The sequence below is a fragment of the Dokdonella fugitiva genome (assembly GCF_014138265.1).
Lineage (GTDB): Bacteria > Pseudomonadota > Gammaproteobacteria > Xanthomonadales > Rhodanobacteraceae > Dokdonella_A > Dokdonella_A fugitiva_A.
Window position 1 is genome coordinate 48,613 of sequence record NZ_JACGXL010000009.1, and the last position, 25,587, is coordinate 74,199.

The window sequence follows — 25,587 nt, forward strand, 5'->3', positions numbered from 1 at the left end:
CGGGTCACTTCTGCCGCGTCTGCGTCATGATCCAGTTGGTCTCCCACGTCTTGCCGCCGTCCGCGGAGAACGCCTGCTCGAAGCGCGACGAATCCGGCGTGATGTCGGAGAAGCCGTTGCGCACGAGGATGTTCCGCCCTTCGAAGTTCTCCGCGCTGTAGAACAGCCCGCGCCCGTCCTTGAACTCGCCGATCATCGCGCCGTCGAGCATGCCCACGCTGCTGTTCGTCCAGTTGAGGTTCCACTGGTGCGACTGCGGGTTGTAGAGGCGGAGGCCGACGCCTTCGATGTGGCCGGCCGGGCCTTGCACGTCGAGTTCGAACAGGCTCGCGCGCCCGTTCCACACCGTGCGGACGACCGACGTGCCGTCGTACTCGGTCCACGTCTTCGAATCCGCCAGCGGATGCACGAGGCGCGAAACGTGCGTCTTCCACGTGCCGAAGTTGAAGTCGAAGTCATGCTGGCCGTCATGCTCCGCGGCGCGCGACGGCGCGGCGGCCGCAAGGAATATGGCCGTCGACACGGCGAGTGACGTGCGTGCGTTCGCAGGAAGGATCATCGATGGATACCTGGATGGGTTGATGTGAACGTGCGCCAGGAACGACGCATCGAAGGTCATTGTTGCGATCGCGCGCGCGACGCGAAGGACCACCTTCCGGAAAAGTCGCGGGTCACTTCGCGGAGGTGCCGCGCGTGCGAGGCCGCTCCGGAGCGGCGCGCCCGTCGCGCCAGGGTGGACCACGCAGATTCCTGCCGATTGGCCCCGTTGCGGCGTGCCGCGTTGCCTAGAGTCCCGCCATGGTTCCGGCAACGTGGAGGGTATGACGATGTTCAGGCAATGGTTGCGTGGCGTGGCGATGGCAGGTGTCGTGGCAGGGGCGTCCTCGATCGCGACGGCCGCGACGCCACGCGACGGCGCGCACGATTTCGACTTCGCCCGCGGCGTCTGGCACACGCACGCGACGCAAGTGCTCGACCCGTTCGACGGCGGCACGCACACCGTGACGTTCGACGGCACGAAGACCGCGCGGCCGATCTGGAACGGTCGCGCATGGCTCGAGGAAATCGAAGCGGACGGCCCGCAAGGACACTGGGAAGGCGCGACCCTGTTCGTCTACAACGCCAAGAGCGGGCAGTGGAGCCAGACCTACATCGACAGCGACGGCGGCACCGTGGAGGCACCGACCATCGGCAGCTTCAAGGACGGCCGCGGCGAACTGTTCGGCACGACGGTCCACAAGGGTCGCACCGTGCTAGTGCGCGGCGTCTGGTCCGACATCACCGCCGACGCGCATCGCTTCGAGATAGCCTATTCGCAGGATGGCGGCCATACGTGGGCGACCGCGTTCAAGGCGGAGCTGACGCGCGTCAAGGATGCAGACGCGGGGCATTGAAATGCGCTGCGCGGTGGGCTCGTCGAGCGAAACGTCGGAGTGCGACGTAACACCGTCGCGCTCGACAGGCTTGATCATCGGCCACGGCCGCGGGCGCATGCTTCGTGGCCGTTCGCGTCACGTACCGCACTGACGGCGAGGCTGGCTATACTCGACCGCGAGTGCCGACTCACGCGCGCAGCGCGCGCAACCATGCCACGTGCCAATGTCATGCCGAAGTGGGGCTCATATGAACCGTCAGCACGACGGGCTGTCTACACGAGTACATTGATCAACGCTACGAGCGAGGGCTTTGCAGCCCTGGTGAGGCGCCGATGCCGCATGTGCCGTCGATGACATACGTCAGAGTGGAATGGCGCCATTCATTCCCCACCGAGCCCGTGACGATCTATTCCGAGCTCGACGAGCATCGACGGGAAGTTCGCAAGGTTGAAGTCTTTCCGGACGGCTCGTTCGGCTATGCGAGCAAACGGGCGGAAACGCCTTCGACGGGATTGGGGCTCGTGCCCTTTCCCCCGCCGGCCGAAGTCGCGGAAGATCCGGCGTTCGATCCCGTCGAAATCACTGCTGATGAATTCGAGAAGATGTGGCGGATTGCCTTGGATACGCTCCAGCTATCGAGCGTAGGTGAGCCAGGGCCGGACGATCGGGAGCCGTAGTCTCCGGCTCGCCCTTGCCCGAGTCTTCCCCTATGAACGAGAAGCCCAGCAAATGACCAGCATATCTCTGATGGTGTTCGCAAAGCTGCTTGACGCCGGCCTGATGGCCTCCGAAGGCCGTCAGCTCGACGTTTCCGTGTACCTTGCGTGCTTCGAGGGTCATCCGGCCGTCGAGTTTGCAATCGCGAATCTGACGGATCACCGTGTCGCTATTCCCGATTCCTTTGCGCCGTGGAACTACGCCGGCAAAGGGATGAACTTGCGGCTCGATTTCAAAGGCTCGGAAGACACCTTGTCCGCGGGAGCTGCAAGCAGGAAGAGCCGTGGCATCCGGCCGGGTCGAGCAAAGGTCTAGGTGGATGCAAAGGAAAAGGTCACGCGATACGTGAGATTCTCGGAGATGTTCGGTGACATCGGCGGTGTGTTTGCCGGCCGCACCGCTGATTTGACTTGGGAGTACAGCTATCCGCCTGGGTTCGGCGTGCCGAGCGACGTCGTCGACCTGGGCGGATGGTCGGTAGATGAGGCCAGCATCAAGCGACAATGCGACAAGAAGGGGAATGGTTGAATCGCGCCTCACCTCACCGCGACTGCTCACCCTCCGTCCTTCCTCGGCGCTCCACTCTCCGTCCCTTCTCAACCGCCTCCGTCCTCGGCCATGAACGCGAGCAAGCAGCTATCGAACCAGAAGGACGTCGCCAGGGCGACATTGGAGGCGGGCTGCCATGCGTATGAGGACGGGCACATCGCCAGGGCGGCACGCCTGTTCCTGAAGGCTGCAAGGTTGGGAAGCGTCGAGGCGCAGGTGAACCTGGGAAACATCCTCGCTGCGGGAACCCGGAGCGCCGCGCCGGACTTCGATGGAGCCAGGTTCTGGTATCGGAAGGCCGCAGAACGCGGATCGCCTGAGGCCGCCTGGAATCTCACGATCCGTTATCGCGGCAGGGGAAACGTCCGCATGCATCGGTTCTGGCTCGAACGAGCCGCGCGAATGGGCAGTGAGGATGCGATCGAGCAGATCGGCGTGTAGGCCTGCGGAGACACGGAATGACGACCAACGGAATGAGCAGCGCTTTGTGGAAGTACGTTACCCTCGTCGTCGCTAGCTCCTTGACCGTCGGCGCGATGGTCGGATGCGTATGTGCTTTCTCAGTAAAGCAGGTCGCTATCTTCGCTAAGCCTCATCTAAGCGATAGCCAATTGCATTCGATTTTCTTGGTTGCCTTCACGCCATTCTTCCTCATGGGGCTGCACATGGGATTCGTCGAAATCGTTCGTGTCGTCCGCGCTGCCAGAAGGGACGAAGCATCAAATGACGCGGAGTAGCGTCGGGTTCGGTCGCGGTCAGGTCTGCCGCGCTGCGTTCGATTCGACTGGCGCTCGGAAGCGGCGAGCGGCTCATCTATTCGACACGCCGACAGCACGTCAGCAGGCTGCGTTCGCCGTCGACGAGGCTCGACCGAACTTCAATCAGGAGTGCTGATGCAATTGAAGCCGCTTTGGCGCGCGGTGCCGAGGAGCGCCAGCCTACTGGTGCTAGCGGTGCTCGCGCTTGTGTGGACCAAGACGTTCCTGTGGGCGCCGCTTCTGCTATTGGCCATCTTCTTCTTCGCTGTCGATGTACTCGGCATCCACAAGCGCATGCTCTCGAAAGGCGAATCCATGGAGGAGACGCCATCAACCTACGGTGTACTCGGCGACTATGTGGTCGATGAGGCGCCGTCCCACGGGTTGTTCATCCGGCTCTGCGAGCGGGCGGTCTTCGTCGACATCAAGCAAGACCGAATGGTGGACCTCCGAAAGGCTCGGGCAGCGTTTCTATACGAGCATCAAGCGGCGTTGGACGAGCAACTCTGCCGATTCATGAGGGCCAATCCATCATTCGCGACGCGCTCGATCCGGTACATTGGCCTTCATTCCGAGGATATCGAGCAGGGCGAGGTCTTCCGGGATCCGGACGGCTACACGCTGCTGAAGGGTTTGACCTTCATCGCGTAGAGGGCGATGAGATCGCCGCTCGCTGATTGAGGCCGGAGTTTGAAGGCGGATAGAGCCGGGTCGCGTCGGCCGGATCCGCCGCCGTGCCGCGCTCAATGCGCTTGCTGCTGCAACACCTGATTCACCTGCGGATTGCTTTCCAGCGCCTTGATCTTGTCGTTGTCGAGCAGGCTCGTGTAGTCGCCTTTCTCGATCGCCTGCATGATCGCCGGATCGTTCAGGATGGCCTGGATCTGCGGATCGTTCTGCAGGCTCATGATCGCCTTCATCGTCTCGGGATCCTGGGCAAGGCGCTGCTGGACCTGCTGGATTTCCTGGCCCATTCCGCCATCGCGCGCCGGCGCATCGCTGCGATTCGCGCTGCTGCCGTCGTACACGATCCGCGCGATGTTCTCCTGCGTGACCTGCACGGCGCCCAGGCTGGGTGACATCACGGTGTACACGCCGTCCTTGATGCCCTGGATGTCGCCCTGGATCCGGCTGCCGTCCTTGAGTTCGATCGTCGGCGACGCGAGCGCGACGGAGGCGAGGCCGAGCCATGCGGCGGCGAAGCCTGCTTTGAGGAACGTTCTCATGGGCATCATCCGGGTCGGTCGATGGACCCGCATCCTACTCCCCGGACGATGCACTCGGATGCGAACCGCTTCCCGTGTGCGTGAAGAAACACCCGGGCCTCCCTGCCCGGGTGCCCCTCTCTCTCTCACATCAACGGAACGCCGCCACCGTCGCCGCCGTGTTGTTGAGCACGCGGTGGTTGTCGCTGCGCGTGGTCGTGCCCATCGCGTGGCCGCCGTAGGTGATGCCCGGGTTCGACCAGTAGTTGAGGCGCGTGCAGCCGCTCGTGCAGTCGTAGGCCATGATCGTGCGCCAGCCGCCGGCGGCGTACTGGTAGCCGTGGCCGTACTTGTACGGCGTGTTGGTCGGGTCGTTGGTCGGGTCGTGGCGCGCGGCCTGCAGGTGGCCGATCTCGTGCGCGAACGAGTAGTAGCCGGTCGCGCAGTCCCAGTACACCTCGGCGAACGCGGTCGTCGCGGTCGCCTTGATCGCCGACGCGAGGCCGCAGTACGCGGTGTTCGTCACCAGCAGCACGCCGACGTCCGCGGCCGAGCTGTTGCGCAAGCCGTGGATGCTGTCCATGTAGCCGTCGGACGTGCCGCGGTAGCGCGCGAGGTCGGTGTCGAAGTTGCCGGTTTCGCTGTAGCTCACCTGCGACGTCGTCGCCAGCTGCATCGTGATCGCCACGCCGCTGTTCGCGTAGCCCTGGTTCGACTCGGCCACGGCGAGATTGATCAAGCCCGCCACGTCACCCACCTGCGACGCCACGCCCTGCGTGTAGTTCACCATCACGCGGATCACCGTGTTCGCGGTGACCGCGTCCGGCGCCATCGCCTCGAGGTCCATCGCCTTGGACGCGTCGAACAGCTTGCGGTACGCGGCCGGCGGATGATCCGGCGGCATCGCCGACTGGTCCACCTCGACGATCGCCGTGCGTCCGTCGTGCAGCGGGCGGATCGCGTACAGCTGGCCGAGGATGCGCACGTTGCCGGTGAGCTTGCCGTCGTGCACGACCAGCGTCGCATCGTTCATCGGATCGGTCGCGACTTCGTTCGGGCCGAACGCCGCGCGCGAGGTCGCAAGGTTCGCGACCGTGCCGTGCCAGACGAGCGAACCGTCCTCGCTGCGGTACGACGACACGCGCTGCAGCGGCACGTCCAGCGCGCCGCCGAAGTCGAGGTTGAGCAGCACGGCGTCGGTGCGCTCGTCGAGCAGCGCCGTGTCGGCGACGACCAGCTGCATCGCATGCGTCGACGGCTGGGCCGACAGCGCCTGGAATGCGGAATCCGTCTCCGGCGCCTTCATCACGAGCGGCGCAGGCGAGAACAGCGCCGAAGCCGCGAAGGCGGAACCGAACGGCGCGGCGACGAGTGCGCCGGCCAGACAGCGTGCGAGTTGCGTGGAATGCTTCATCGGTGTGGCTCCCTCAGGTAGTGCCGACGCAACCAGCGGATCCGCCCTCGATCGGCGGCGCTCGGCGGTTTCGGTACCCACGAGCGGACCCGCATCCCCAACGCCCGATCTTCGGCGCGTGCGGTCGCGAAAGGAGCGACGCAGTGCACGGTTTTGGAAAATGAGGGAAAGTTCAGCGGGCGCCCGGCGACCATGCCGATGTCGCGCCGCCTTCGGCGATCCATGAGCCGCACGTGAACGAATCGCCGCGCGCGCCTCCTCGTTCCGCTCACATTGAGCGTGTGCAGCCTACGTTGCTCTCCACGTCGATCGCCGGGGAATCGCCATGCGCACTCGTTCCGTCGTGTCCGCCGCCATCGCGGCGTCGTTGATGGCGTCGTCCGCCATCGGCGCCAACGTCGTCACCGTGCAGCAGGGGGGCGTCGGTCGCTGGACCGGCATGGCCGCGAAGGATTGCGCGATCTACGGCAAGCGCTACGCAGCGGTCGATGCCGCCTGCTACTACCCGGTCGACATCCGCGCCAAGCCCGGCGCGCACGCGATCGCGTTGTGGGACCAGGACGGCAAGAAGCACGACGGCACGCTGCGCGTCGAGAAGAGCGACTTCCCGGACGTGCAGATGACCTTGCCCGATACGCTCGATCGCTTCCTGCACATCAGCAACGACGACCTCGCGCGTGCCAAGGGCGACCGCGCCGCCGTCGCGAAGATCCTCGGCGGCACGCTCGATGCGCCGTCGTTCTCGCTGCCGCTCGCCGCGCCGACCGCGAGCCTGCCCAAGAGCGAGGACGACTTCGGCAGCCTGCGCACGTTCGACGCCGAACACCGCAGCCTGCACAGCGGCCGCGACTATCCCGTGCCCGAAGGCAATACCGTGAAAGCCGTCGCCGACGGCAAGGTCGTGCTCGCCGCGGACCAGTTCTTCTCCGGCAACTCCGTGTTCGTCGACCACGGCGACGGCCTGGTCAGCATGAACTTCCATCTCGCGTCGATCGCGGTGAAGGAGGGCGACGTCGTCAAGCGCGGCCAGCCGCTCGGCAAGATCGGTGCGACCGGTCGCGCGACCGGACCGCACCTGCACCTGGGCTTGCGCTGGCTCGGCAAGCGCATCGACCCCGCGCTCCTGCTCGCTTCGCCGAACGCGCTGCCGTCCGTCGCCGACACGCCGGCGCAAGCGCAGCGCAAGATCGACAAGGCGCAATCGCGCGAGCCGCCCGAGAAGGACGACGTCGACGACGAGGGTTGAGCGGTACCGTCGTCGTAACCCCGGTTCGACTCCGTCACTGGGGCGATCAGGCCGGAACGTCACACCCGTTGGAAACCACGCCCCGCGCAGGGTCGCCATCTCGCGGATCGCCGTGTTCGCGCGATCGCCTCCGGCGCATCGCCCCGAGGTTCATCGTCTCCGACGCGTGAACAGCTTGCGGTACGCCCCAAAGGGGCGACGCAGCGCACGGTTCCGGCTCCAGCGGCGGGCAAATGTGTAGGAATCCACCCGGATCGAGCATTGCTTTCGCCGCATCGGGCGAGTGTCGGATCGCTCCCCACCTCCGGGCGGATACCGTCGCTTCCGGAAGGCGCGCCGGCCGCGTGGCCCCGTTTCACGCGAACCCGCGCGTTGCTGGACGAGCGGGCACTGCGGGTGCGGTCGCCGCTCGGGCGAACTCGCGCCGCGGTTCCAACCACCCTGCGTATCACCGAGGAGAGGTCCATGACATTCCCATCCATTTCCCCGTATCGCGCGGGCAGCTCGCGCGCTCCCCGTGCCGCCGAAGCGCGCGCGCGCCGCACCGCTCGTCTCGGCCATTGCGTCGCCGCCCTGTGTGCCTTCGCGGCGATGTCGCTGGCGGGCGCGGGACCCGTCCACGCGATGAACCTGATGGCGCTCGGCGACTCGCTCGCCGAAGGCCTGTGCGCCAACGGCGGCACCACCGGAGCGACCGCCGACTGCGTCAATCCCTACGGCACCAACCCGGCCTATGCGACGGAGCTCGGCAACTACACCGCCTACCCGGACTTCTGCACCACCTTCGCGCAATCGATGGTGGAGAACTTCAATCCCGGCAACGACAAGGGAGGCTTCCGCGGGCCGTTGCTCGGCAAGCTGCGCAGCGCCGGCACCACGGTCACGATGAAGGGCCACGTGAAGAGCGGCAGCACGCTCGCCCTGGCCGATCGTGCGCACGAAGGCCACGGCGCGTGGGAAACGCGCCACATCAATTATTGCGTGGGCGGCTACATGACCGCGCAGAACCCCGACACGGTGTTGCTCGAGATCGGCACCAACGACCTGCTCGGCGCCACGGCCGTGACCACCATCGCCGACAACATCATGGCGACCAAGACGACGATCGGCAGCGCGCGACGCCTGCTCATCGCGTCCGTGCCCGCCCACTACGTCGCCAGCGGCGCCAACTACGTGCGCGACACCGCGTTCGAGACGCGCCGCAAGGCCCTCGCGCAACAGGTCGCCGACCGCTCCAACTTCAACTATCCCTGCACGGCGCGCAACCTGCCCGACATGAGCGTGCTGAAGGCTTCGGAGATGAACAACGGCAGCGGTGCCGGCCTGCATCCGAACAATGCCGGCTACGAGCGCATGGCCGAGATCTGGAAGTCGTCGCTGCTCACGCCCGAATGCCAGTTCGACACGCGCACGTTCGTGACGATCGGCGGCATCCTCATGGAGAGCATCACCGCGTACGGCCGCTACTGGCTGAACGGCGTCAGCGCCACGTACCACGAGAGCGGCACGCTCAATACCCCGGACATCCCGCGCTACCAGTCCATCTGCGACACGCACCCGGTCTGCACGTTCGACACGCGCCTGTTCATCGACGGCCCGAGCGGTCCGCAGGAAAGCATCACCGCGTTCAACTGGATCTACAACTACACCTCCGCGGGCGCCCTGCAGAGCAGCAGCGCGCTGCGCAGCGTCACGCGCTACAACACCTACATCTGCACCTACGCCGCGCCCAACACCTGCGTGTTCGACACGCGAGCGATCCGCTCCGGCTCGGTCGAGACGATCACGGCGTACGGTCGCTACTTCGATTTCAACCAGTCGACCGGTGCCTACATCGGCTCGGGCCTGCTCACCGGCGTGTCGCGCTACGTGCCGATCTGCAATCTCAAGCCCGCGTCGCAGACGTACTGCACGTTCGACACGCGCACCTACGTGCAGCTGCCCGGCATCGCGCAGTACATCGAGAGCATCACCGCCTACGGTCGCTACTGGAATTTCGACGCCGCGACCGGCGCACTGCTCGACTCGGGCACGCTCGCGAGCGTGGCCAGCTACAAGCATCCGTGACGACCGCGAGGCGCGGGCATGGCCCGCGCCTCGCCTACAGGAGTCGACCCCATGAAAGGTTTCATCACGCTCGCGTCGTACGCCCTCGCGCTCGCCGCCTCCTGCGCCGGCGCGACCGGCTTCCCGGACCAGGGCTTCAGTGCCGGCCCGCCACGCGTGCGCACCGACTACAACCTGTCCAACGAAGGCACCGCCGCCAATCCGCTCACGCGCGGCGCGTGCCTGTACCCGCCGAGCGGTTCGCCGCCGTACGTGGGGCCGTGCGCGACCGGGCCGAACGTCTACAGCCAGTCCAACTACTGGCGCCAGAACTGGCCCGCGTCGTGCGATGTCGCCGGCGCGAACTGCCTGTACTGGGTGCTCGGCCTCAACAACGAGGATGCGAGCAGCACGCTCAACCCGGGGCCGCCCGACGCATCGTTGCCGCGCGCCGCGCCGGGTTCGGGCATCATGGGTTTCAGCACGCTCTACGGCAACGACAACTTCCCGGGCGACACGCTGTGGCGCGCGCACCTCGTGCTGAACGTCTCGTCCGGCTTCGACAATCCGGCCCCCGGTGCGACACCGTTCCTGTCGCTGGGCGCGTTCGCCGGTCACGGCACCAACCCGACCATCGGCGTGCTCAATCCGAGCAGCGGTTCGGCGCTGTCGGTGGTTTCGTTCGGTGAACGCCTGTGGGGCTTCACCCCGCCGGTGCGCCGCTATCCCACGCAGGACTCGAGCATCGCCTCGTACCTGTGGATCGTCACCAAATGGGGCACCAAGCCGCGCATGATCGCGCTCATGCTCGCGCACGATCACTTCAAGAACAGCTCCGCCACCACCGTCGGGCACAACCACTGGAACTGGAACATCCAGGAATCGGTCTACTACCCGGGCGCCGACATCGTCTACATCGACGTCGAGGACGTCGTGTCCCATTGCGGCTACAGCATCCCGCGGCTGACCACCGTCGGCCAGGAAATCAACTACCGCATCGACGCGACACGCCTGTTCCGCTGCATGAGCAGCCACTTCGACGAGCCGTTCCCGACCACCGCAAACATCCCGATCACCGGCGTGATCTGGGCGAACGAAGCCACCGGCAAGGACGGCGGCATCTGGGTCGACGTGCACCAGATGAAGATGATCACCGCGACCGGCGCGCTCGCCGCCGGCGACGACGAGGTCCGCGACGGCGGCGCGATGCGCCTCGGCCCCGGCACCGGCGCGATCGCGAACGCGCTCGAACAGCGCTGCCTCGAATCGCCGGGCTGCTTCGAGCGCGAAAGCGCCACGCTCGATGACCGCGTCGGCCGCTAGCCGACGACGCTTCGCACGCAGCGCATCCCGCCGGGAAGCCTTCGAGCGACCTCGAAGGCTTCCAGGCTCGCCAGGCCGGACGCGCCCACGCGCGGCCGGTACACGTCCTGCGCGCCACCGACGCGCAGCGCACCGCACGCGTGCAGGAGCACACCCTGTGCGCGACTCGAGTTCACATCGAGCGTGATTCGAGCCGTGCTGGATGGTGCAACGTGCTCTTCGAAAAGAAGCCCGATTCCTTCCATGCCCATCGCACGCACGCCTGGGCGCCGCTGGTACTTTCGGCACGCTCCGCAACCCGCGGATCGGGTCTAGTTTCCGGCGCATCGATCATCGCGATCCGCTGCAGGGGATGGACGTCATGCCGTCCGTGGGCCGCCGGGAATTCCTGAAGCTCTCCGTCGCGCTCGGCGCGTCGCTCGCCTGGGGCTGCACGCCGGTGCGCCCGTCATCGAGCGGCTGGCGCGAGCGTCGCGACCTGTATCCGCAAGGCGTCGCGTCGGGCGATCCCGACGACACCAGCGTGCTGCTCTGGACGCGTCGCCCGTATGCGGACGGCCGCGACAACGCCACCTTGCACGTGGAAGTCGCGGACGATCCCGCGTTCACGCGCGTGGTCGCGAAGACGACGGCGCGCGTGCAGGCCGGCTCCGACTGGACCTGCCGCGTGCTCGTCGGCCACCTGCAGGCGGCGCGCGAATACTGGTACCGCTTCGTGGACGAGGAGGGCAACGGCAGTCGCATCGGCCGCACGCTGACGGCGCCGGCGCCCGACGATCCGCGCCCGTCGCGCTTCGCCTTCGTCAGTTGCCAGGACATCTGCGAAGGCTATCTGAATGCCTATCGGCGCATGATCTACGAAGACGAGCGCGCCGCACCCGAGGAGCGCATCGGTTTCGTGCTGCACCTGGGCGATTTCATCTACGAAGTCGTGCAGTACCCGGACCAGGTCAAGGACGGCCATCGCTACGATCGCCGCATCACGTTCCCGGTCAAGTTCCCGAAGGGCAAGATCGTCGCCAAGAACCGCTTCTGGGCGCCCGATTCGCTCGACGACTATCGCGCCCTCTACCACGCCTACCTGCAAGACCCGCAGTTGCAGGACGCGCGTGCGCGCTGGCCGTTCGTCGCGATGTGGGACAACCACGAATTCTCCTGGCAGGGCTGGCAGTCGATCCAGGAATTCCCCGGCACCGAAGGCTGGGTGCCCGCGCAGACGCTGAAAGTCGCGGCGAACCAGGCCTGGTTCGAATACCAGCCCGCGCGCGTGCTGCCGCCGGGCTCCACCCTGGACGTGTTCACGGCGCCGCACGTGGTCGACACGCTGGTCAAGGAGTTCGACGACGACGGCCTCGGCACCGAACCCAACAACCGCGCCGCGATCGACAGCCTCATCGCGTATCGCGCGTTGCGCTGGGGCCGGCACATCGACCTCCTCATCACCGACCAGCACAGTTTCCGTTCGCGCGACCCCGGCAGCCACGACGAGATCAATCCGCTGTTCGCGGACGACGTGCTCGGCTTCGTGCCCGAGGAACTGTGGGCGCAGCTCGACGCCGGTCGCGACTACGCCGACGGCCATCCACCGGCGACGCTGTCGTTCGGCGACAAGAGCGTGGCGAACTACCGCGCCGGCGAAGCGCCGCAGACGGTGCTCGGCGCGAAGCAGAAGGCGTGGTTCCTCGAGCGCCTGCGCGGTGCGAAGGCGACCTGGAAGATCTGGGGCAATTCGCTCGGCACGCCGGACTGGCGCGTGGATCCGCAGCATCTCCCGCCTGCGCTCGGGACGTGGAGCGGCGCCGGTTATGGCCTCATGGCGACCGGCGACTGGGGCAGCACGTACCGCGAGCGCGCCGAGATCTTCGACGCCGTGCGCGACGCCGGCATCACCGGCTTCGCGATCGTCGCCGGCGATCGCCACAGCTTCTGGGCGGGCTACGCGGCGAAGGCGTTGCCACCCGCCGCGTTCGAGCCCGTCGGCGTCACCTTCGTCGGCGGCTCGCTCTGCTCGCCCGGCATGGCGGAAGCCAACGAGCACAACCTCAAAGCGGACAACCCGCTGCGCCCGCTCTACGTCGCCAATCCCGGCGGCGGACCGCCGCAGGCGACCGTCAACCTGCTCATGCACCACGGCGTGCGCTCCGCGCTGGAGTACGCGAGCAGCGGCGACCTCAAGAAGGCGCACGCGCTGCGCAATCCCGATCTCGCCCCGCACCTGTCCTTCGTCGACATGGGCGGCCACGGCTACGCCACCGTGCGCGTCGACGCCCGCACGATGGTCACGGAGTTCGTCTGCATCCCGCGGCCGATCGAACGCAGCACGCGCGCGGACGGCGGGCCGCTGCGTTATCGCGTGCGGCACGAAGTGGCGTTGTGGAAAGCGGGCGATAGGCCGCAGATGCGGCAGGTGGTCGTGGAGGGCGATGCGGGGCTGTCGGTGTAGGCGTCGATCGCTGCGCAGCCTTCCGTGGATGCCACAGGTCTGCCGTCGCCCGTCGAGAAGTCGGGCACTCGCGCAGGCGCTTGCGTGCGGGAGTGCCCAATCGTCGAACTGAAGCCGAATGCGAACAAGTCCAACGTGGACTGAACCCGGATTGGGGCCGGGCAAATCGAAGAGTCATGCCCTCGCCTCGATCTCGAGTGCTCGCTCGCAAGATGGCCGCTTCGGCAACCCGAGCGTCACCCATCCTTCGGGTGCTTCAATGCTTCTGCTTGATCTCGATATGGAATGCGGTTTCCGATTGCTTGACGACACCAGCCGCGCACGTCGACGTGGGAGGGACGAAGACGCGCGCTTTCGCAATCATGGGTTCCTTGGTGGCTTCCTCGAGGAACTTGCATTTCTGTCCGTCCGGAATCGAGGACGGGGCCACATCGACGGCTTTCCAGTCGGTGACTTGCCCTGGGACGACGACATGCATGACGCAGGTGCGGTTTGCCGGCAATTCATGCACCAGTGCGGTTGCGAGGACCGCAATCGCCTGATCGGCCGTCTTCCAGCTCTTGTCGGCCAGCAGTGTGTTCACCGCTCGATCGTGTTCCGGGCAGTAGTCGTCGAGGACCTTTTGCGCCCCCGGGCATTTCCCGTCACCACAATGCATCTTGTCCACCACCATGATGCGCGCGTGTTGTTCCGGCGTGCGGTCCGCGGAAGTGACCGCGAGACTTGGAACGTTGGCGCGCTCGGCGACCGCGCTGAGGACCGCCTTCACCGGAGCGGGAAGGTTGGCCGCTGCCTCGCCCTGAATGGTGGCGGCATGCGTCATCACCGGCATGACTGCGACAAGGGCGAACGTAATCAATCGATGCATGGCTCCTCCTACGTCGTCGGCGTCGATGTGTCATCGACGGGATAAGCAAAGGGGTGCTGCGCGCGGCATGGATGCAAGGGTGGTGTCGGTCACGTGTGCCCGCCGGATGGCGCGTCGAATGCCCATTTGCTCCAGCGCATTCGGCTGCGCTCGTCGTGCGTGCGCCAGTCGACGTCGACCGCGAAGTTTCGGATCTGCTTCTCGGCCAACAGGGCCTGCAGGGGCTGGAGGGCGGTTGCCATCGGAGCAGGAAGGGCGACGATGCACGTCGCGAGCGGAACATGACTCGATTCGGTCAACGTGGTTTGCCGCGCCCAGGTTCCGTCATCCGCGATCTGGAGCGCACTTAGATATTGGCGATGGTAGAAGGTCATCCTCACCCATCCGCTGCCGCCGCCCCACAATGCGGGCTCCAGTGCACTCAGATGGGGTGCCGGTTCCGCGCCCTCGCCATTGGTGACGGGGGCGAGTGCCTTCAGCAACGAGTCCAAGCGGCTGTCAGCGATCGCGGGGACGGTTTGCCGTTGGGGCGGCCCGATTTCAGGGCTCGGCGGTGCGACGAAGGGTGCGCTGCACACCTGACTGGTCGTGAAGAACTCCCGAGAGAAGGGCCATGCGCTGCTTCCGCCGGCATGGTCGGAGTTGCGCTGAACCTGCGCGGCGAGGACAACGTCCTGCCATCGGCTCGACAGGACATCGACTGCGAGATAGAACGTCGGAGCGTCGCTAAGGTTCGCGCCAGGTCTTTCGTAGCAGATGAGCCCGACGATGCGGCTGGGGTCGTAGTAGACCTTGAAATCACCGGCATTGGCGGGATGCCACACTGTCCTTTCGTGGGCCAGGACCACTCGCATCCGCGACTCTTCATCGGGCAGGTCGGACGTCGCCAACGCGCACGCATTCAATGGACCTTCCGCGAGCGCGGGCAGGCCGGACTTGCCGGCTTCGACGGAGCAGTTCATGACACCGTCGAGGATCAAGCCTGCGAGCCCTGGTGTCGTCGACGGGTCCTTCATCTTCAGCAGGCGATTGACGATGGATTCTTCGGTGTCGTGGCGGGCGTGCGAATCGTCCAACAGCACGGATGCGGGCCGATCCTGCAATTCGAGCACGATATCGTCGCTCCGGATGCCCGAGTGCAGGTCGCCCTCCCACTCGACGAGATATCGGGATATGTACTGATCGACACGCACAGCATGCGGCGATTGCATGCCGTCACTACCGAATCGCGTCAGCGTTGCCGGCCCTGCGGTCTTCTTACTGGCCAAGAGGTCTATTGCCGTCGTGTCGGCATGGTGGGCATAGCGCCCTACCTTGTCGTACTTCGTGTTGAACGCGGCCGGGCCACCGCCAGAAGCGGGGTCGCTGGTATTGCCCAACACCACCTTGGCATCGCCGGCCGGCTTGCGCGCCGGCATACGGAACTTGGATTCGCTTCCGTCGACCAGCACGCCGGATTTCGATACCGGCGCGCTGATCGAATGAGGCGCTTCTTGGCTGCATGTCGGAGGTTTGTGCGTGGCGATCGCCGCAAACCGATTGATGGTGCATTCAATGCGCTCGATCTTGACGCCCTTGAGCGTGAACGAGTCGCCGACATCCTTGGCCGAAATCGGAATCAGGGCCGAGACGGGGCCATCGGTTTGTCCCGTCAGATTGTGAAGGTCACCCGCCGACACGACGAACGAGCGGGACCTGCCGTCGGCGCATTTGACGTCCAGGGTCAATCGACCGAAGTCCGCCGGCAGCGTGTTCCCTGTTCCCTGTTTGCTCGAACCGTTGCCGAGCTCGACATAGAGCAGCATGTCCGTGTCGAGAAAGAATCGAGGCGACTCACTCAGCCTGTTCTCGCACCAGCGCTCGATCCAACGGCGTTCCGTCGTGGACTGCGCCGAATCGGTCCATTGCTCGAGGAGTGATGCCAAACGCGTCGGGGCCTCCGTCAGGAAGGATTTGTCCGGTAGCGCATGGACAGGCCATATCAATCGACTGAGTGCTTTCCCCAGCGTGACGATGCCTTCGCTGCATTCTTGAATTGCGGCGAAGTGCTCAATGAGCCGCCCCTCGATCGGGCAATTCCCCGTCGTGAGCGCGTCCAGGCCTTCGACGAGTTTCAGGATCGGCTCGTAAGGCATCCGCCCCAATCGCATGTCACGCGAGGCGGAGTCGTTCTTGCAGAGCGAGCCTCCGTCCAGCCTTCGAGCCAAGGCGATCGGACTGCGAAACGCGAGCGGCAGAATCACCACATCGATCAGCCCCTCATTTGCTTTCGCGACTCCGGATGGAATGAGCCATTCCGCGGCGCGCCCCGCGAACTCGTCGTTACCGGTGATCCCGAGTGCGCGGATGAACTCCTTGCGTTGAGCTTCCGATTTCTCGTCGTCGCGGCGGCGCCTGACGGGCAACTCCGAGGAGCGACGGGACTCCAGAAAGGCCTCGACATCCGTCGTGACGGGCTTCGCTTCGTTGCTCGCGTCGTGTGGCAATGCCGCGAACCGGTCGCTCCCTTCCATGGTCCTGACCGGGATCCAATCCGAATCGAGGGGCGCGGCCTCCGCTCTGCGCGAAAGATTCAGCGTCACTTCGACGGCGTGCGCGTCGACGAACGAAGGCAGGGCGGATCCGTCGCTTCGCTCGAACTCGAACGTCTGGGGCTTCGAAACCGCGTCCGGGTGCTTCAGCATCTGGATGCACCAATCGACGAGGCCTTTGGCGATGCACGTCACGGATTCGCGGATGAAAGCCGACTTCCGCGACGGGTCGTTCCCGACCTCGTCGACGACGAAGTAGCGCGCGTCGTACCGTAGCTTTGAAATCGTGAACGCCGCTTCCTTCGCGCTCGCCAGCTCGGCAATCGCCTGCCACGCCTGTACGAATGCAGAGAACGCGTGCTCCGCCGGTGATCCATTCTTCGCTGGCTTCAGCTTCTGCCCCTGCAGCACCCAAGGGTCGACGACGAGCTGGAGCTTGTTCGCCGCGTCGATCGTGACCGACAGCAGCGGCGCCGGTCGGAACGTGTTGTTGTCCGCCTCAAGGAAAGTTCCGCTCGCAGCCGGATGCGCGATGGGCCAGTCCGCGTAGGAAGGAAAGACTGTGTCCACGGACGAGGTACTGCAATCTGCGCCGGAGCGGCTGAAAACCAGGTCGCGTTCGATGCCGAAGGTGTTCTCTGCACGAAAGGTAATCGCGCGGGGGCCGGCGTTGGCGCGAGCGTAGACGTCGCGGAAGAAGTTCGCGACGCTCGACTGCATCGTGGTTTCCTCCAGGCGATCCATGTCCTCCGGGCCGAGCGCCACGGCCTCGCGCACCTGACCGAAATACCATGTCGAGAACGGCGAAGCAGCGGTCGATGCTGCCGTCACGCATCGATCCCCGTCATTCGCAGGCGAATCGCTCGCCGAGATGGGGTTGCTCGGAGCACCGCGTTGCCACGGATACAGCTCGGCATGCGGGTTGCGCCACAGCAACGCCTCGTCCGTCACGGGATCGCTCGGTACACCGCGAGGAAGAGGAATTTCGGATTCGCGGTGCTCGTAGACATTCAACGCGACGTACGAAAGCCGATCGCCGAGGTGCTCCTCGCGTTCTCTTTCCTGCTGCAAGGTGGCGGCGCAGGCGTACGCATGGTCGTCCAACTGGTAGTCGATGCGCACCCTGAAGCAGCTCGCGCCGAGTGATTGCGCCAGCGAATACTCGTAGGTGTTCCTGAAGAACAGGAACATGTTGTCCTTGACGGCCTTCATCGCCGCTTCATCCTCGGGCACGACCCGGAGAAGGAATCGCGTGTCCCTGGCCGCCGTCAGGCCGGCGAGGTTCCGGGGAACGATCTGCTGGTCCTGATGGGTGTCGGGCGCCGTGGAGGCGGGGGGCGCGAGCAGCGTCAATGTGTCGGCCTCGGCGGGCAGCACCAACAATACGCTTTCGGGCACGTCGGACATCAAGCTGCGGAGGTAGAGTCCTTTCGGAAACGCCGATGGACCCGACGTCGTTCCGACGATCATGAGCGTGAACGCGTCCGCGCCACTACCAAACTCGATCGTGCCATTGCGGGCGTCGGATACCTGCCGCAGCGTGGGCGCGGCGTTCTGGAGCGCGGAGGCGCCGACCGCCACCGGCGCTGCGGATTCGATCTTCTCCTTGACGGCATCGAGTGGGATGGGCGCCTTCAGTGCGGCGACGAGCATGTCGAGGACGCCGTCGTCGGGCGTCGCAAGGCGGTAGCATCGATCCTTCTTCGAAGCATCGGAAAAATTCCTGAACGGAAGCACCTTGAACGTGTGATAACGATGCGCGGTGATGGCGACCTTCACGTGCTCGGCCGCAGCGCGTGGCCCGATCCAGCGAACGCCCTCCACGCCTCGAAGCCAGTACTCGGCGTGGATCTTGCCGTCGGAAAGACCCAGATAGGTCTCGCGCAGTTTTGGTGCGCCTGGCGCTCGTGACGCCATCACTTGCAACTGATACCCGATCGGCTGAGTCAGCAACGCCTTCCGCAAAGAAATCGGGCTTAGGGGACCCGCCGCCGCGCTCCCGTCATCGTAGACGGCGTCGTCCCAAAGCGCGGGGAGCGATGCGGGATCGGTCGCGACCGCATGGATGCCGGCGAGCAACTTTTCGATGTGTGCGGGCTGGGAGCAGTCCGTCGTATCCAGCTGCCCTTTGAAGCATTGATCGACCGCGACATCGTCCGACGCCGGCGAGCCCCATGCCGCGTTCGCGTCGGTGGACGTCGAGAAGCGCAACTCGATGCGGCCGGCGCCGTCGAGCGCCTTGATGGCAGCATCGCCCCTCGCGAGGCATACGGTCAGTCCGAGCAGCGAATGAAGGCAGGTTTCCACCATCCCATGGGCTTGCCGCAATACCATGAGGTTCGAATCGGAAACGTCGTGCAGCATCTTGGCGTTCGCGTAGCGGCGCACGCCCAGGCTCAAGGCCACATCGGTCTGCTCGATGGTGCGTCGAATCCTCGAGTTCGCGTCGCTCGCATTCTCACCGCCATCGGGCGGATCGAGCGCCTTGATGATCGTCGCGTTGTATGCGGCCGCGAGTGGCTTGCCCACGAGTTTGGATGCCGACCATTCCGTCTTCTTCTGGCCTTTCGCCTGAGCCGCCTCGTCGTGTTTCGTGCCGGCTGGTCTTGGATTGTTCTGCACCTCGAACGCCCCCCAGTCGCCGACCATCAACCGTTGCGAGCGAAGCACGCTGGCGTCGACGAGTGTCCGCTGGTCGTCCTTGTGCTTGACGCGGACATATACATTCCATGCGTCAGGAAGGTTGACGTGGAATGGCCTGTCTTGCTGGTCGTCGGACCAATGCCCATCCGTGCATTCCGAATCCCAGAAGACGGCGGTCAAGGAATTGCTCCCATCGAGCGTGGCGCAGTAGCGCCTCCATCCCTCAAGGTGTTTCGATATGTCCTTGTCCGGTGCCGGCAGAAGGATGAGCGGTCTCAACGCGAGCCACAGGGACGCTTCGTGTTGTACGCCGTCCTGCTTTCGCGCGGGCAGGATGACGAAGTCGAGTGCGACGTAGACGGTCATCGGGCCCTCTGCGAGGGCGTTCGCGTAGGGGCCGAGCAAGCCGGTCGCCGCAGGAGCTCCCGCCAGTCCCAGAAATCCACGTCGAGAGAGCGACATGACCCGTCCTCCTAGGCTAATTCAGTCGCAGGCAATAGTTGACGGGCATGTGGAGGCTGACCGTGATGGACTTGCAGACCCGGAACGGCTTGCTTCCGATGCATGCGCTGGCACTGACGCCGACGTAGAGGTCGAACGCCAGATTGAGCGTCACCTTCTTCGCCAATTCTTCGGTGCACTTCTCATTCGTGCATCCGCCGAGTTGCGAGTAGCATTCTCCATCGCTGCGCCTTCCGAACGACAAGGTCGCCTGGATCTCGGCGGAAGCCATGACCTCGATGCGTACCGAGATGATCCACCAGTCCAATTGCGCACCACCGCGCAGCAGCACGCCCAGGGCGCCGGAGATCTGTGCGCCCTCGATGGCCAGGGACTTTGGGGTCGCGACGTTTCCGTCGAATCGCAGGGTCAACTGGCCAACGAAGATCACATACACGCCGAGAGTCACCCAGGCCGTCACGGGCCCGGACGAATACACAACCCCGAGCCCTACCTGGACCGCGAGGCCCGCGCGAAAATCGATCAGGTGATGCGACGCCCCATCCGGAGTTTTCAGCTCATTCGTGAGCTTGGCGAGATAGAAGCCGCCTGAGCCCTGGAACGGCGTGATGATGACGCCCAACGCGCGGTTCCATTCGCGTCCGCCTTGTGGGCGGGCGTGCGGAAAGCCGAAGTCGAAGTTGAAGTCGCCGTTGGCGAAGATCTCGAGCGAGATCTGCCCGCCCGTGAAAGCGAGCAGGGGAAACGCGACCATCGGCACCGTGAGGGCGACATAGAACGAATCGTGCTCACGTGACGTGCGGCGGATGTACATCGCCGTGATGACGATGTCGCTCTTGAACAGCTCCTTGAACAGCCGACCCTTGAGGCTGAATCCATAGAAGTGGCGATCGAAGAAGAGCAGACGACCGTACAGCGGGGTCATTCCTTGCGAATTCGCATCGGCCGTTTTCGCTTTTCTGGCCGGCACCGTCAGCCCGGCTGCGAAGAACCACTCGTCGCCAACGCTCGTTGCACTGGTGCCAGGCGAAGGCAGCAATCGCTTGGGATCCTCGACCGCTTCCGGTACAGGCGCCTCGTTCGGATCGGCCTCGGCGGCTTCCTGCAACGGAATGGAAAGGAGCGCTTTCGCCGCGTCATCGTCGAGCACCAATCCCCGCCCGCCGACGATCCAATCGATGCCAATGAGGCCGAGGTTGCCACTGGCGATGCCGTCCGAGCATTGCGGGCAGGAGACGGGAGCGGAACCCTTGGCGCATGCGGACTTCGGAGTCCACTCGACCAGGAATGAACGATGCGTATCGGTCGCCTGGATGATGGTCGACAAGCCTTGGACGATGGTCGTTCCAAGGACGGACAGTGACATGTTGCCGAGCGTGAACGAGCTCGACTGGTCACCGGTGGTGACCGACACGGTGTCCGCACAGAGAACGAAGACGCGCGCGAGATTGAGGCGGAGCGGCTCGAAGCTGAGCGCACTCAGCGCCACGACGTGCTTGTCGGCCCATTTCGTCGGGTCGTCGACCGGAACGCCCAAGCGAAGGCGGAACGAAAGGTTCGATCGGCTCGATACGGCGAGCTCCGGCAAGCCGGAGAAGCGGAAATCCAGATCCGTCGCGAACCATGCCTCGTTCGGCGGGGGTTTCTTGCCGATGAGGTTCACATCCCACGAGAGGAGGGATGGCTTTTCCTCGAGCAACCCGCCGGTCACCTCCGGTGCCTGGATGCCGAAGCCTGCGAAGGACAGTTTGAACGCATGGAAGAAGTCGATCGCGGGCACATCGACGTCGAATCGCAGGCTGGGATACGTGAATCGGAGCCATTGCAACGCGTCGTCGGTCATGCTCGGCAAACGGATCCCGAGGCCGACGAACCGGATCAATGGATCCGTGTCGCTCTTGGGAATGGTGCCCTTCAGGAACTTGTCCTTTCCCCATCCGAAATCCCAGGGAGTCAGGTCGCCGTCGAGGACCAGTCGGACGTCGTTCTTGTATTCGACGACGCCGATGTGTGAAAGGCGCAGTCGCCGGATAGGCAGCGGTGAGCCTTCGAGCTTCTCCTCCATCAGGTCGATCAGCGTCAACGGCGGATCGATCGCCCCTCCGAAAGAAAGTTCGCCCCGCCCCGCTACTTGTTGAAGTTGGCCCTGTATACGGATGCCATGTCGTAGATCACTCGCGTCGTGTCTGACGTTGGCCTGCGCGGGTACGCCGAGAAGCGAGCGCAACGCGAGCGTGCTGTCGAACGCGAACGAGGTCAGCTCCCCGCGAGCGATCTCGAGATCGAAATAGTGGACGGCGAACGTCGCTTCCTGAAGGTCCTTGCCCGGTGCAGGCGGTGTCGGCTTGCGGACCTGGCGAATTCGGGTGCTGACGGCGTCGATGTCCGCCTTGCCGGCCGTGATGGCGACGAACGGAAGCGAGATGACGTGCTTGTCCTCCTGCGATTTGCTCTGGAGCAGTGCCTTGAACAGCGGGCTTACGACGTCGCACTCCACGTTGAGCAGGAGCACGCCTACCCAATCGTTCGCCAGGACCTGTTGCGGCAGCATGTGACGAAAGGCGTCTTCGACATCCTTCCAGCGGCCGTCCTCGCTTTCGCCGACCAATGGCGGATAGATGCTGCCGATCGAATCGGGTTTCGTCGCATCCAGTTCGAGCCATGCATCTTTCAGGTACTCCACCACGCTCTTGCCACGGCCCATCTTGGCCAAGGCCAACAGCGGGCGTTTGCCGTACTTTCGAACCATGCCGCGTATGCCCGGCAGGGCACCGCCCGGCCGGGGCAGCAGCTTCGCCATTTCCTTCGCGCGCACGAGGCTCAACGCAGCGAAACCCTTCACGGTGCTTTCGAGCGCTGCCAGGTCCTCGAGGAGCGCCGCCTGCATCGCATCGGCGTACGCTTGCGCATCTCGACGCACGTCGACCGATACCAGTCCGAAGACCTGCTTCACGTCGTGAGGTGCGAGCACGATGCCGGCAGGACGCCGACTGCTCTTGTTCGACGACAGGCTGCCTGGCGGACCATCCTGTGTCGTGAAGGCCGTAGCGACCTTGGTGATGAGGGGGGTAGCCGACGTCGCGGACTCGACGACGCCGGTTTCGTGAGTCACGGGTACGTGTGTTTGAGTGAATGTCTGCAGCGCCTTGTCCGCCGCCGAGTTGATCGCTTGCGATGCCTGCGCGTCGATGTCCCATGCGCATGCGGGCAACAGCGGCAGATCAAGCTCCTTGCCCTGCAGGAACCACTGTGCAGAATCCACCGGGCCGGCGGACACGTTCCAGCTGTCACCAGGACGCGCCGTATGCAGGCCGAGCAGGCCTTTCACCTTCAGAATGGGGAGCGTGGATTCGTTGGCTGCCTTGCGGACGATCACTGCGCACTCGGGGCTGGGTCCGAGGTCGAACGTGGCGCCGCGCAGGGGGCCATAGACCTTCGCGCTGTCCACCGAAGCGGCCGTCATGCTTTCCGCGAGCATCAGTGTCGAGGGACGCGGTGGGACGGACGCTGAGCCCAGCCGCGGGAGCATTTGAACGACCGGAATCGGCTGGGCGACATTCACGACCAGCGCGTTCCCCCCGAGTGTCGCTACGCCGCTGGATTCCAGTTGGAAGGATTTGCCCGCGCGTCCTGCGAGCCGAGTCGCGGCGGCCTTCCAGTTTCCGGGAGGGCCGCCCGCATCGTTGAATGTGACGTCCAGGCAGGCGTTTCGAGCCACCACGCCCACGATCCACTTGCCGTCGACGTTGGCGACGTGCAGGGGTATGCGCGTGGTCGCGACCGTTTCCCCGAACCGAAGGGGCGTGCCCGATGCTTCGTACGGATTCAGCGGCAAGCGCATCTCACCGGATGGAAGGATGGCCAGTGGCGGAGGTCGCGCTCCGTTGGCGGAGTGCCAGGCAAGTATTTCCGCCCGCAACGCACCTGGTGCGAGGATGATCTGCGCGCTGTGCAGGTCGACCGTCATAGCGAACGCGTCGCCGGTGCGAAATGACAAGGGTGCCGCAGCGCCTGCATACTCCAACGATTGCGCCTGCGAGTTCCGCAGCCACAGAACGTCCTTCTCTGCCGCGAGCTGCCACTCGTAGGCGTGGAAGCGCAGATCCGCGCCTTTCGCGAGCCGGACGTGTGCCTCGCCGTCGACGGGGGCGAGGTTTCCGAAGCATCCGCCCACGGCGGTCGCCAGTCCGGTTCCGAGTCGAAACTGGTTGATGCCTGGCGTCGCCTCCAACGGTATGCCGTCACTCTTGAACCGGAAGATCGTCCGGGACATCGCGTCGACGACATCGAATGCCAGCGTCGCAAAGTCGCTACCCGACCGGGTGACGACCCTTGAGTCGTCCTTCACGCGGACTTGGAGTCCCGGGGCAAGGCTGGCTACGTTGCCCTCGATCGACCGAAGGCCGTTCCCGCTCACCGGAAACCAGATACCGAACAACTTGATCGTCATGACCGATTCCCCGCTCGGATGGACGTCTCGTCACCGCATGTCGAACAGGATTCGGTCGAAGGGCGCAACGAGCAGCCGGCTCAGTTGCGCGCGTGGCAGGTCCAGGCGTTTCGCATCGATAAGGGCGGGTTGATCGTCATCGACGACTCGAAGCGTGATTTCCTGCGCGGGCGCCTTGCATACGTCCTGCCGCGCTTTCTCGGCACGTTCCGGATCGACCGCATCGCTGTCGCGTTCCGCGAGCTGGAACAACGCGGGGTCGACGTTGGAGCAGCGCCGAGTGATTTCCTTGACGCGGCGCGTGCTCAGCGTCAGCGCTTGGCTCACGTCGCCCAAGCGAGTGCAGGATGCGAGGTATTGGGGCAACGCCACGCCTTCGACGAAGACCGGAATGAGAACGGAAACCGCGCTGTCGGGGGCGTAGTACGTTCCCTTCGGGTCGAGGAAGACATTGGCCTCGATGCGCGTGAACGCGCCGCGGTCGGATGCAGCGGTCCAGCCTTTCGAGTGCCCCGAGAACTGCCAGTCGCTCCCGCCGAAGGCGCTCAGTCGAGGAATGGCGTTCGTGTTCTGGCTGTACGGCAAGGCATGCGCCAATGCGGCTGCACCGTACGTGATCCTGGCTGCGGTCGGATCGCGATTGCCCAATACCGGCGCGACACCCGGCTTTCCGAACTGCGGCTCGGGCGGCGCGTTGCCATGTTGGGCGTCCAGGTCCCAGCACAAGGAAGCCGCATCGGCCGTGTCCTGCGTGTTCGGCTGTCGATCACTCGGGTCCCATTCCAGCAAGGGGCGGTCGAATGCGTCCGCGATTCGCTTCGCGCAGAAGTTGCGATCGTGGCCCGACGATTGCGCGTTCGCGGCATCCGTCGTGGCATTGCAGGTCGTCGGGTCGGGTTCGCGCGAGAGGCCCGAAAGGTTCATGGAAGCGAGCATCATGGCCCAGCTGTCGGCGCAGCCCGGCTGGGCCGGCGAGGAGCAGATCGCTTGGGTCGGCGTGCTCACGCGGTGGAGGTAGCGCAGCATCAGCAGGTCCTCGCGCGCGAGCGAAGGCGCGACCTCGCTATCGCCGGATGCATCGGCGAATGCTCCCCACACGCCTTCGGGAATCGTCCACTCCAGCGTTGCCGGCGTGAGCGGAAGTTCGTGGGCGGCAAACGGCGGGTGGGACGGCAGTGACGCCACCCGCAAGCGCATAGGATGCTCGAGCCGGATGGCTTTCACGCGCGCGCACGTCGGCGCCGAATTCGCCACCGCCGCCTTCTCGCACGCGGGAACGGCATAGACTTGTTCAGTCGGCGGGACGTCGCGTGGTTGCAGTGAATGCGTTTGATCGCAGGGCTGCGCGCCACACGAGAACGTATTGGTGACGACGGAAAAGTAGCCCAGGGAGGCATTGAGTCCGGTCGGATTCTTGACCACGATCGGATGGCATCCAGCAAGGATCAGGAAGGCGAAAGGAACGAGCACAACCATCGAACGATCGGTGCGAGTCGTATTCATCGACGCCTCCTGGTGGGTTGCCGATTGCGCTTGGGTCTGGATCTCGTTCGTCA

General features: G+C 64.9%; 19 protein-coding genes. 11 read left to right on the forward strand and 8 right to left on the reverse strand.

Going from position 1 to position 25,587, the window contains the following annotated elements; all coding sequences use genetic code 11:
* Positions 1 to 4 precede the first annotated feature (4 nt).
* On the reverse strand, positions 5 to 559 hold the full coding sequence (locus tag FHW12_RS20870) for a hypothetical protein (RefSeq protein ID WP_182533007.1): 555 nt from the start codon (positions 557 to 559) through the stop codon (positions 5 to 7).
* A 262-nt stretch (positions 560 to 821) separates the two neighbouring features.
* Between FHW12_RS20870 and FHW12_RS20875 the strand changes: the two genes are divergently transcribed.
* From FHW12_RS20875 to FHW12_RS20905, 7 genes are all read left to right on the forward strand, one after another.
* Positions 822 to 1,394 carry a DUF1579 family protein gene (locus FHW12_RS20875; protein ID WP_182533008.1) on the forward strand — a complete coding sequence of 191 codons (573 nt, stop codon included), beginning with the start codon at positions 822 to 824 and terminating at the stop codon, positions 1,392 to 1,394.
* 332 nt (positions 1,395 to 1,726) lie between these two features.
* Positions 1,727 to 2,053 carry a DUF6881 domain-containing protein gene (locus FHW12_RS20880; protein ID WP_182533040.1) on the forward strand — a complete coding sequence of 109 codons (327 nt, stop codon included), beginning with the start codon at positions 1,727 to 1,729 and terminating at the stop codon, positions 2,051 to 2,053.
* A gap of 52 nt (positions 2,054 to 2,105) precedes the next feature.
* On the forward strand, positions 2,106 to 2,408 hold the full coding sequence (locus tag FHW12_RS20885) for a hypothetical protein (protein WP_182533009.1): 303 nt from the start codon (positions 2,106 to 2,108) through the stop codon (positions 2,406 to 2,408).
* Positions 2,409 to 2,453: 45 nt separating this feature from the next.
* Positions 2,454 to 2,621: a hypothetical protein gene (locus tag FHW12_RS20890; protein ID WP_182533010.1), complete on the forward strand. Its 168-nt coding sequence runs from the start codon at positions 2,454 to 2,456 to the stop codon at positions 2,619 to 2,621.
* 90 nt (positions 2,622 to 2,711) lie between these two features.
* Positions 2,712 to 3,083, forward strand: a complete 372-nt coding sequence (locus tag FHW12_RS20895) for a tetratricopeptide repeat protein (RefSeq protein ID WP_182533011.1) — start codon at positions 2,712 to 2,714, stop codon at positions 3,081 to 3,083.
* Between the two features lie 17 nt (positions 3,084 to 3,100).
* On the forward strand, positions 3,101 to 3,379 hold the full coding sequence (locus tag FHW12_RS20900) for a hypothetical protein (protein WP_182533012.1): 279 nt from the start codon (positions 3,101 to 3,103) through the stop codon (positions 3,377 to 3,379).
* A gap of 156 nt (positions 3,380 to 3,535) precedes the next feature.
* Positions 3,536 to 4,051, forward strand: a complete 516-nt coding sequence (locus tag FHW12_RS20905; RefSeq protein WP_182533013.1) for a hypothetical protein — start codon at positions 3,536 to 3,538, stop codon at positions 4,049 to 4,051.
* Positions 4,052 to 4,143: 92 nt separating this feature from the next.
* Here the strand turns inward: FHW12_RS20905 and FHW12_RS20910 are convergent, their stop codons facing one another.
* Positions 4,144 to 4,626 carry a hypothetical protein gene (locus FHW12_RS20910; protein WP_182533014.1) on the reverse strand — a complete coding sequence of 161 codons (483 nt, stop codon included), beginning with the start codon at positions 4,624 to 4,626 and terminating at the stop codon, positions 4,144 to 4,146.
* Positions 4,627 to 4,756: 130 nt separating this feature from the next.
* The gene (locus tag FHW12_RS20915) at positions 4,757 to 6,019 is read right to left on the reverse strand and encodes a M12 family metallo-peptidase (protein WP_182533015.1); all 1,263 of its coding nucleotides are present in this window, start codon (positions 6,017 to 6,019) and stop codon (positions 4,757 to 4,759) included.
* A gap of 325 nt (positions 6,020 to 6,344) precedes the next feature.
* Here FHW12_RS20915 and FHW12_RS20920 point away from each other — a divergent pair, with 325 nt between their 5' ends.
* The 3 genes from FHW12_RS20920 (at position 6,345) to FHW12_RS20930 (ending at position 10,634) form a co-directional block, all read left to right on the forward strand.
* Complete coding sequence (locus FHW12_RS20920) at positions 6,345 to 7,265, forward strand: M23 family metallopeptidase (RefSeq protein ID WP_182533016.1); 921 nt, start codon at positions 6,345 to 6,347, stop codon at positions 7,263 to 7,265.
* A gap of 465 nt (positions 7,266 to 7,730) precedes the next feature.
* A complete protein-coding gene (locus tag FHW12_RS20925; protein WP_182533017.1) occupies positions 7,731 to 9,332 on the forward strand; it encodes a GDSL-type esterase/lipase family protein in 1,602 nt (533 codons plus the stop codon).
* Between the two features lie 51 nt (positions 9,333 to 9,383).
* Positions 9,384 to 10,634 (forward strand): hypothetical protein, encoded by a 1,251-nt coding sequence (locus FHW12_RS20930; protein WP_182533018.1) that lies wholly within the window; start codon positions 9,384 to 9,386, stop codon positions 10,632 to 10,634.
* Here the strand turns inward: FHW12_RS20930 and FHW12_RS20935 are convergent.
* Positions 10,631 to 10,885 (reverse strand): hypothetical protein, encoded by a 255-nt coding sequence (locus FHW12_RS20935; protein WP_182533019.1) that lies wholly within the window; start codon positions 10,883 to 10,885, stop codon positions 10,631 to 10,633. The two genes, FHW12_RS20930 and FHW12_RS20935, sit on opposite strands and share 4 nt — an antisense overlap.
* 110 nt (positions 10,886 to 10,995) lie before the next feature.
* Between FHW12_RS20935 and FHW12_RS20940 the strand changes: the two genes are divergently transcribed.
* Entirely contained in the window at positions 10,996 to 13,077 is a 2,082-nt protein-coding gene (locus tag FHW12_RS20940; protein ID WP_182533020.1) for an alkaline phosphatase D family protein, read from the forward strand.
* Between the two features lie 256 nt (positions 13,078 to 13,333).
* On the opposite strand, the gene FHW12_RS20945 is transcribed toward FHW12_RS20940, so the two are convergent.
* From FHW12_RS20945 to FHW12_RS20960, 4 genes are all read right to left on the reverse strand, one after another.
* A complete protein-coding gene (locus tag FHW12_RS20945; RefSeq protein ID WP_182533021.1) occupies positions 13,334 to 13,945 on the reverse strand; it encodes a hypothetical protein in 612 nt (203 codons plus the stop codon).
* 89 nt (positions 13,946 to 14,034) lie between these two features.
* Positions 14,035 to 19,485 (reverse strand): hypothetical protein, encoded by a 5,451-nt coding sequence (locus FHW12_RS20950; protein ID WP_182533022.1) that lies wholly within the window; start codon positions 19,483 to 19,485, stop codon positions 14,035 to 14,037.
* Between the two features lie 112 nt (positions 19,486 to 19,597).
* Entirely contained in the window at positions 19,598 to 24,031 is a 4,434-nt protein-coding gene (locus FHW12_RS20955) for a hypothetical protein (protein ID WP_182533023.1), read from the reverse strand.
* A gap of 30 nt (positions 24,032 to 24,061) precedes the next feature.
* Positions 24,062 to 25,534, reverse strand: coding sequence for a hypothetical protein (locus tag FHW12_RS20960; RefSeq protein ID WP_182533024.1), 1,473 nt, complete (start codon positions 25,532 to 25,534; stop codon positions 24,062 to 24,064).
* Positions 25,535 to 25,587 lie beyond the last annotated feature (53 nt).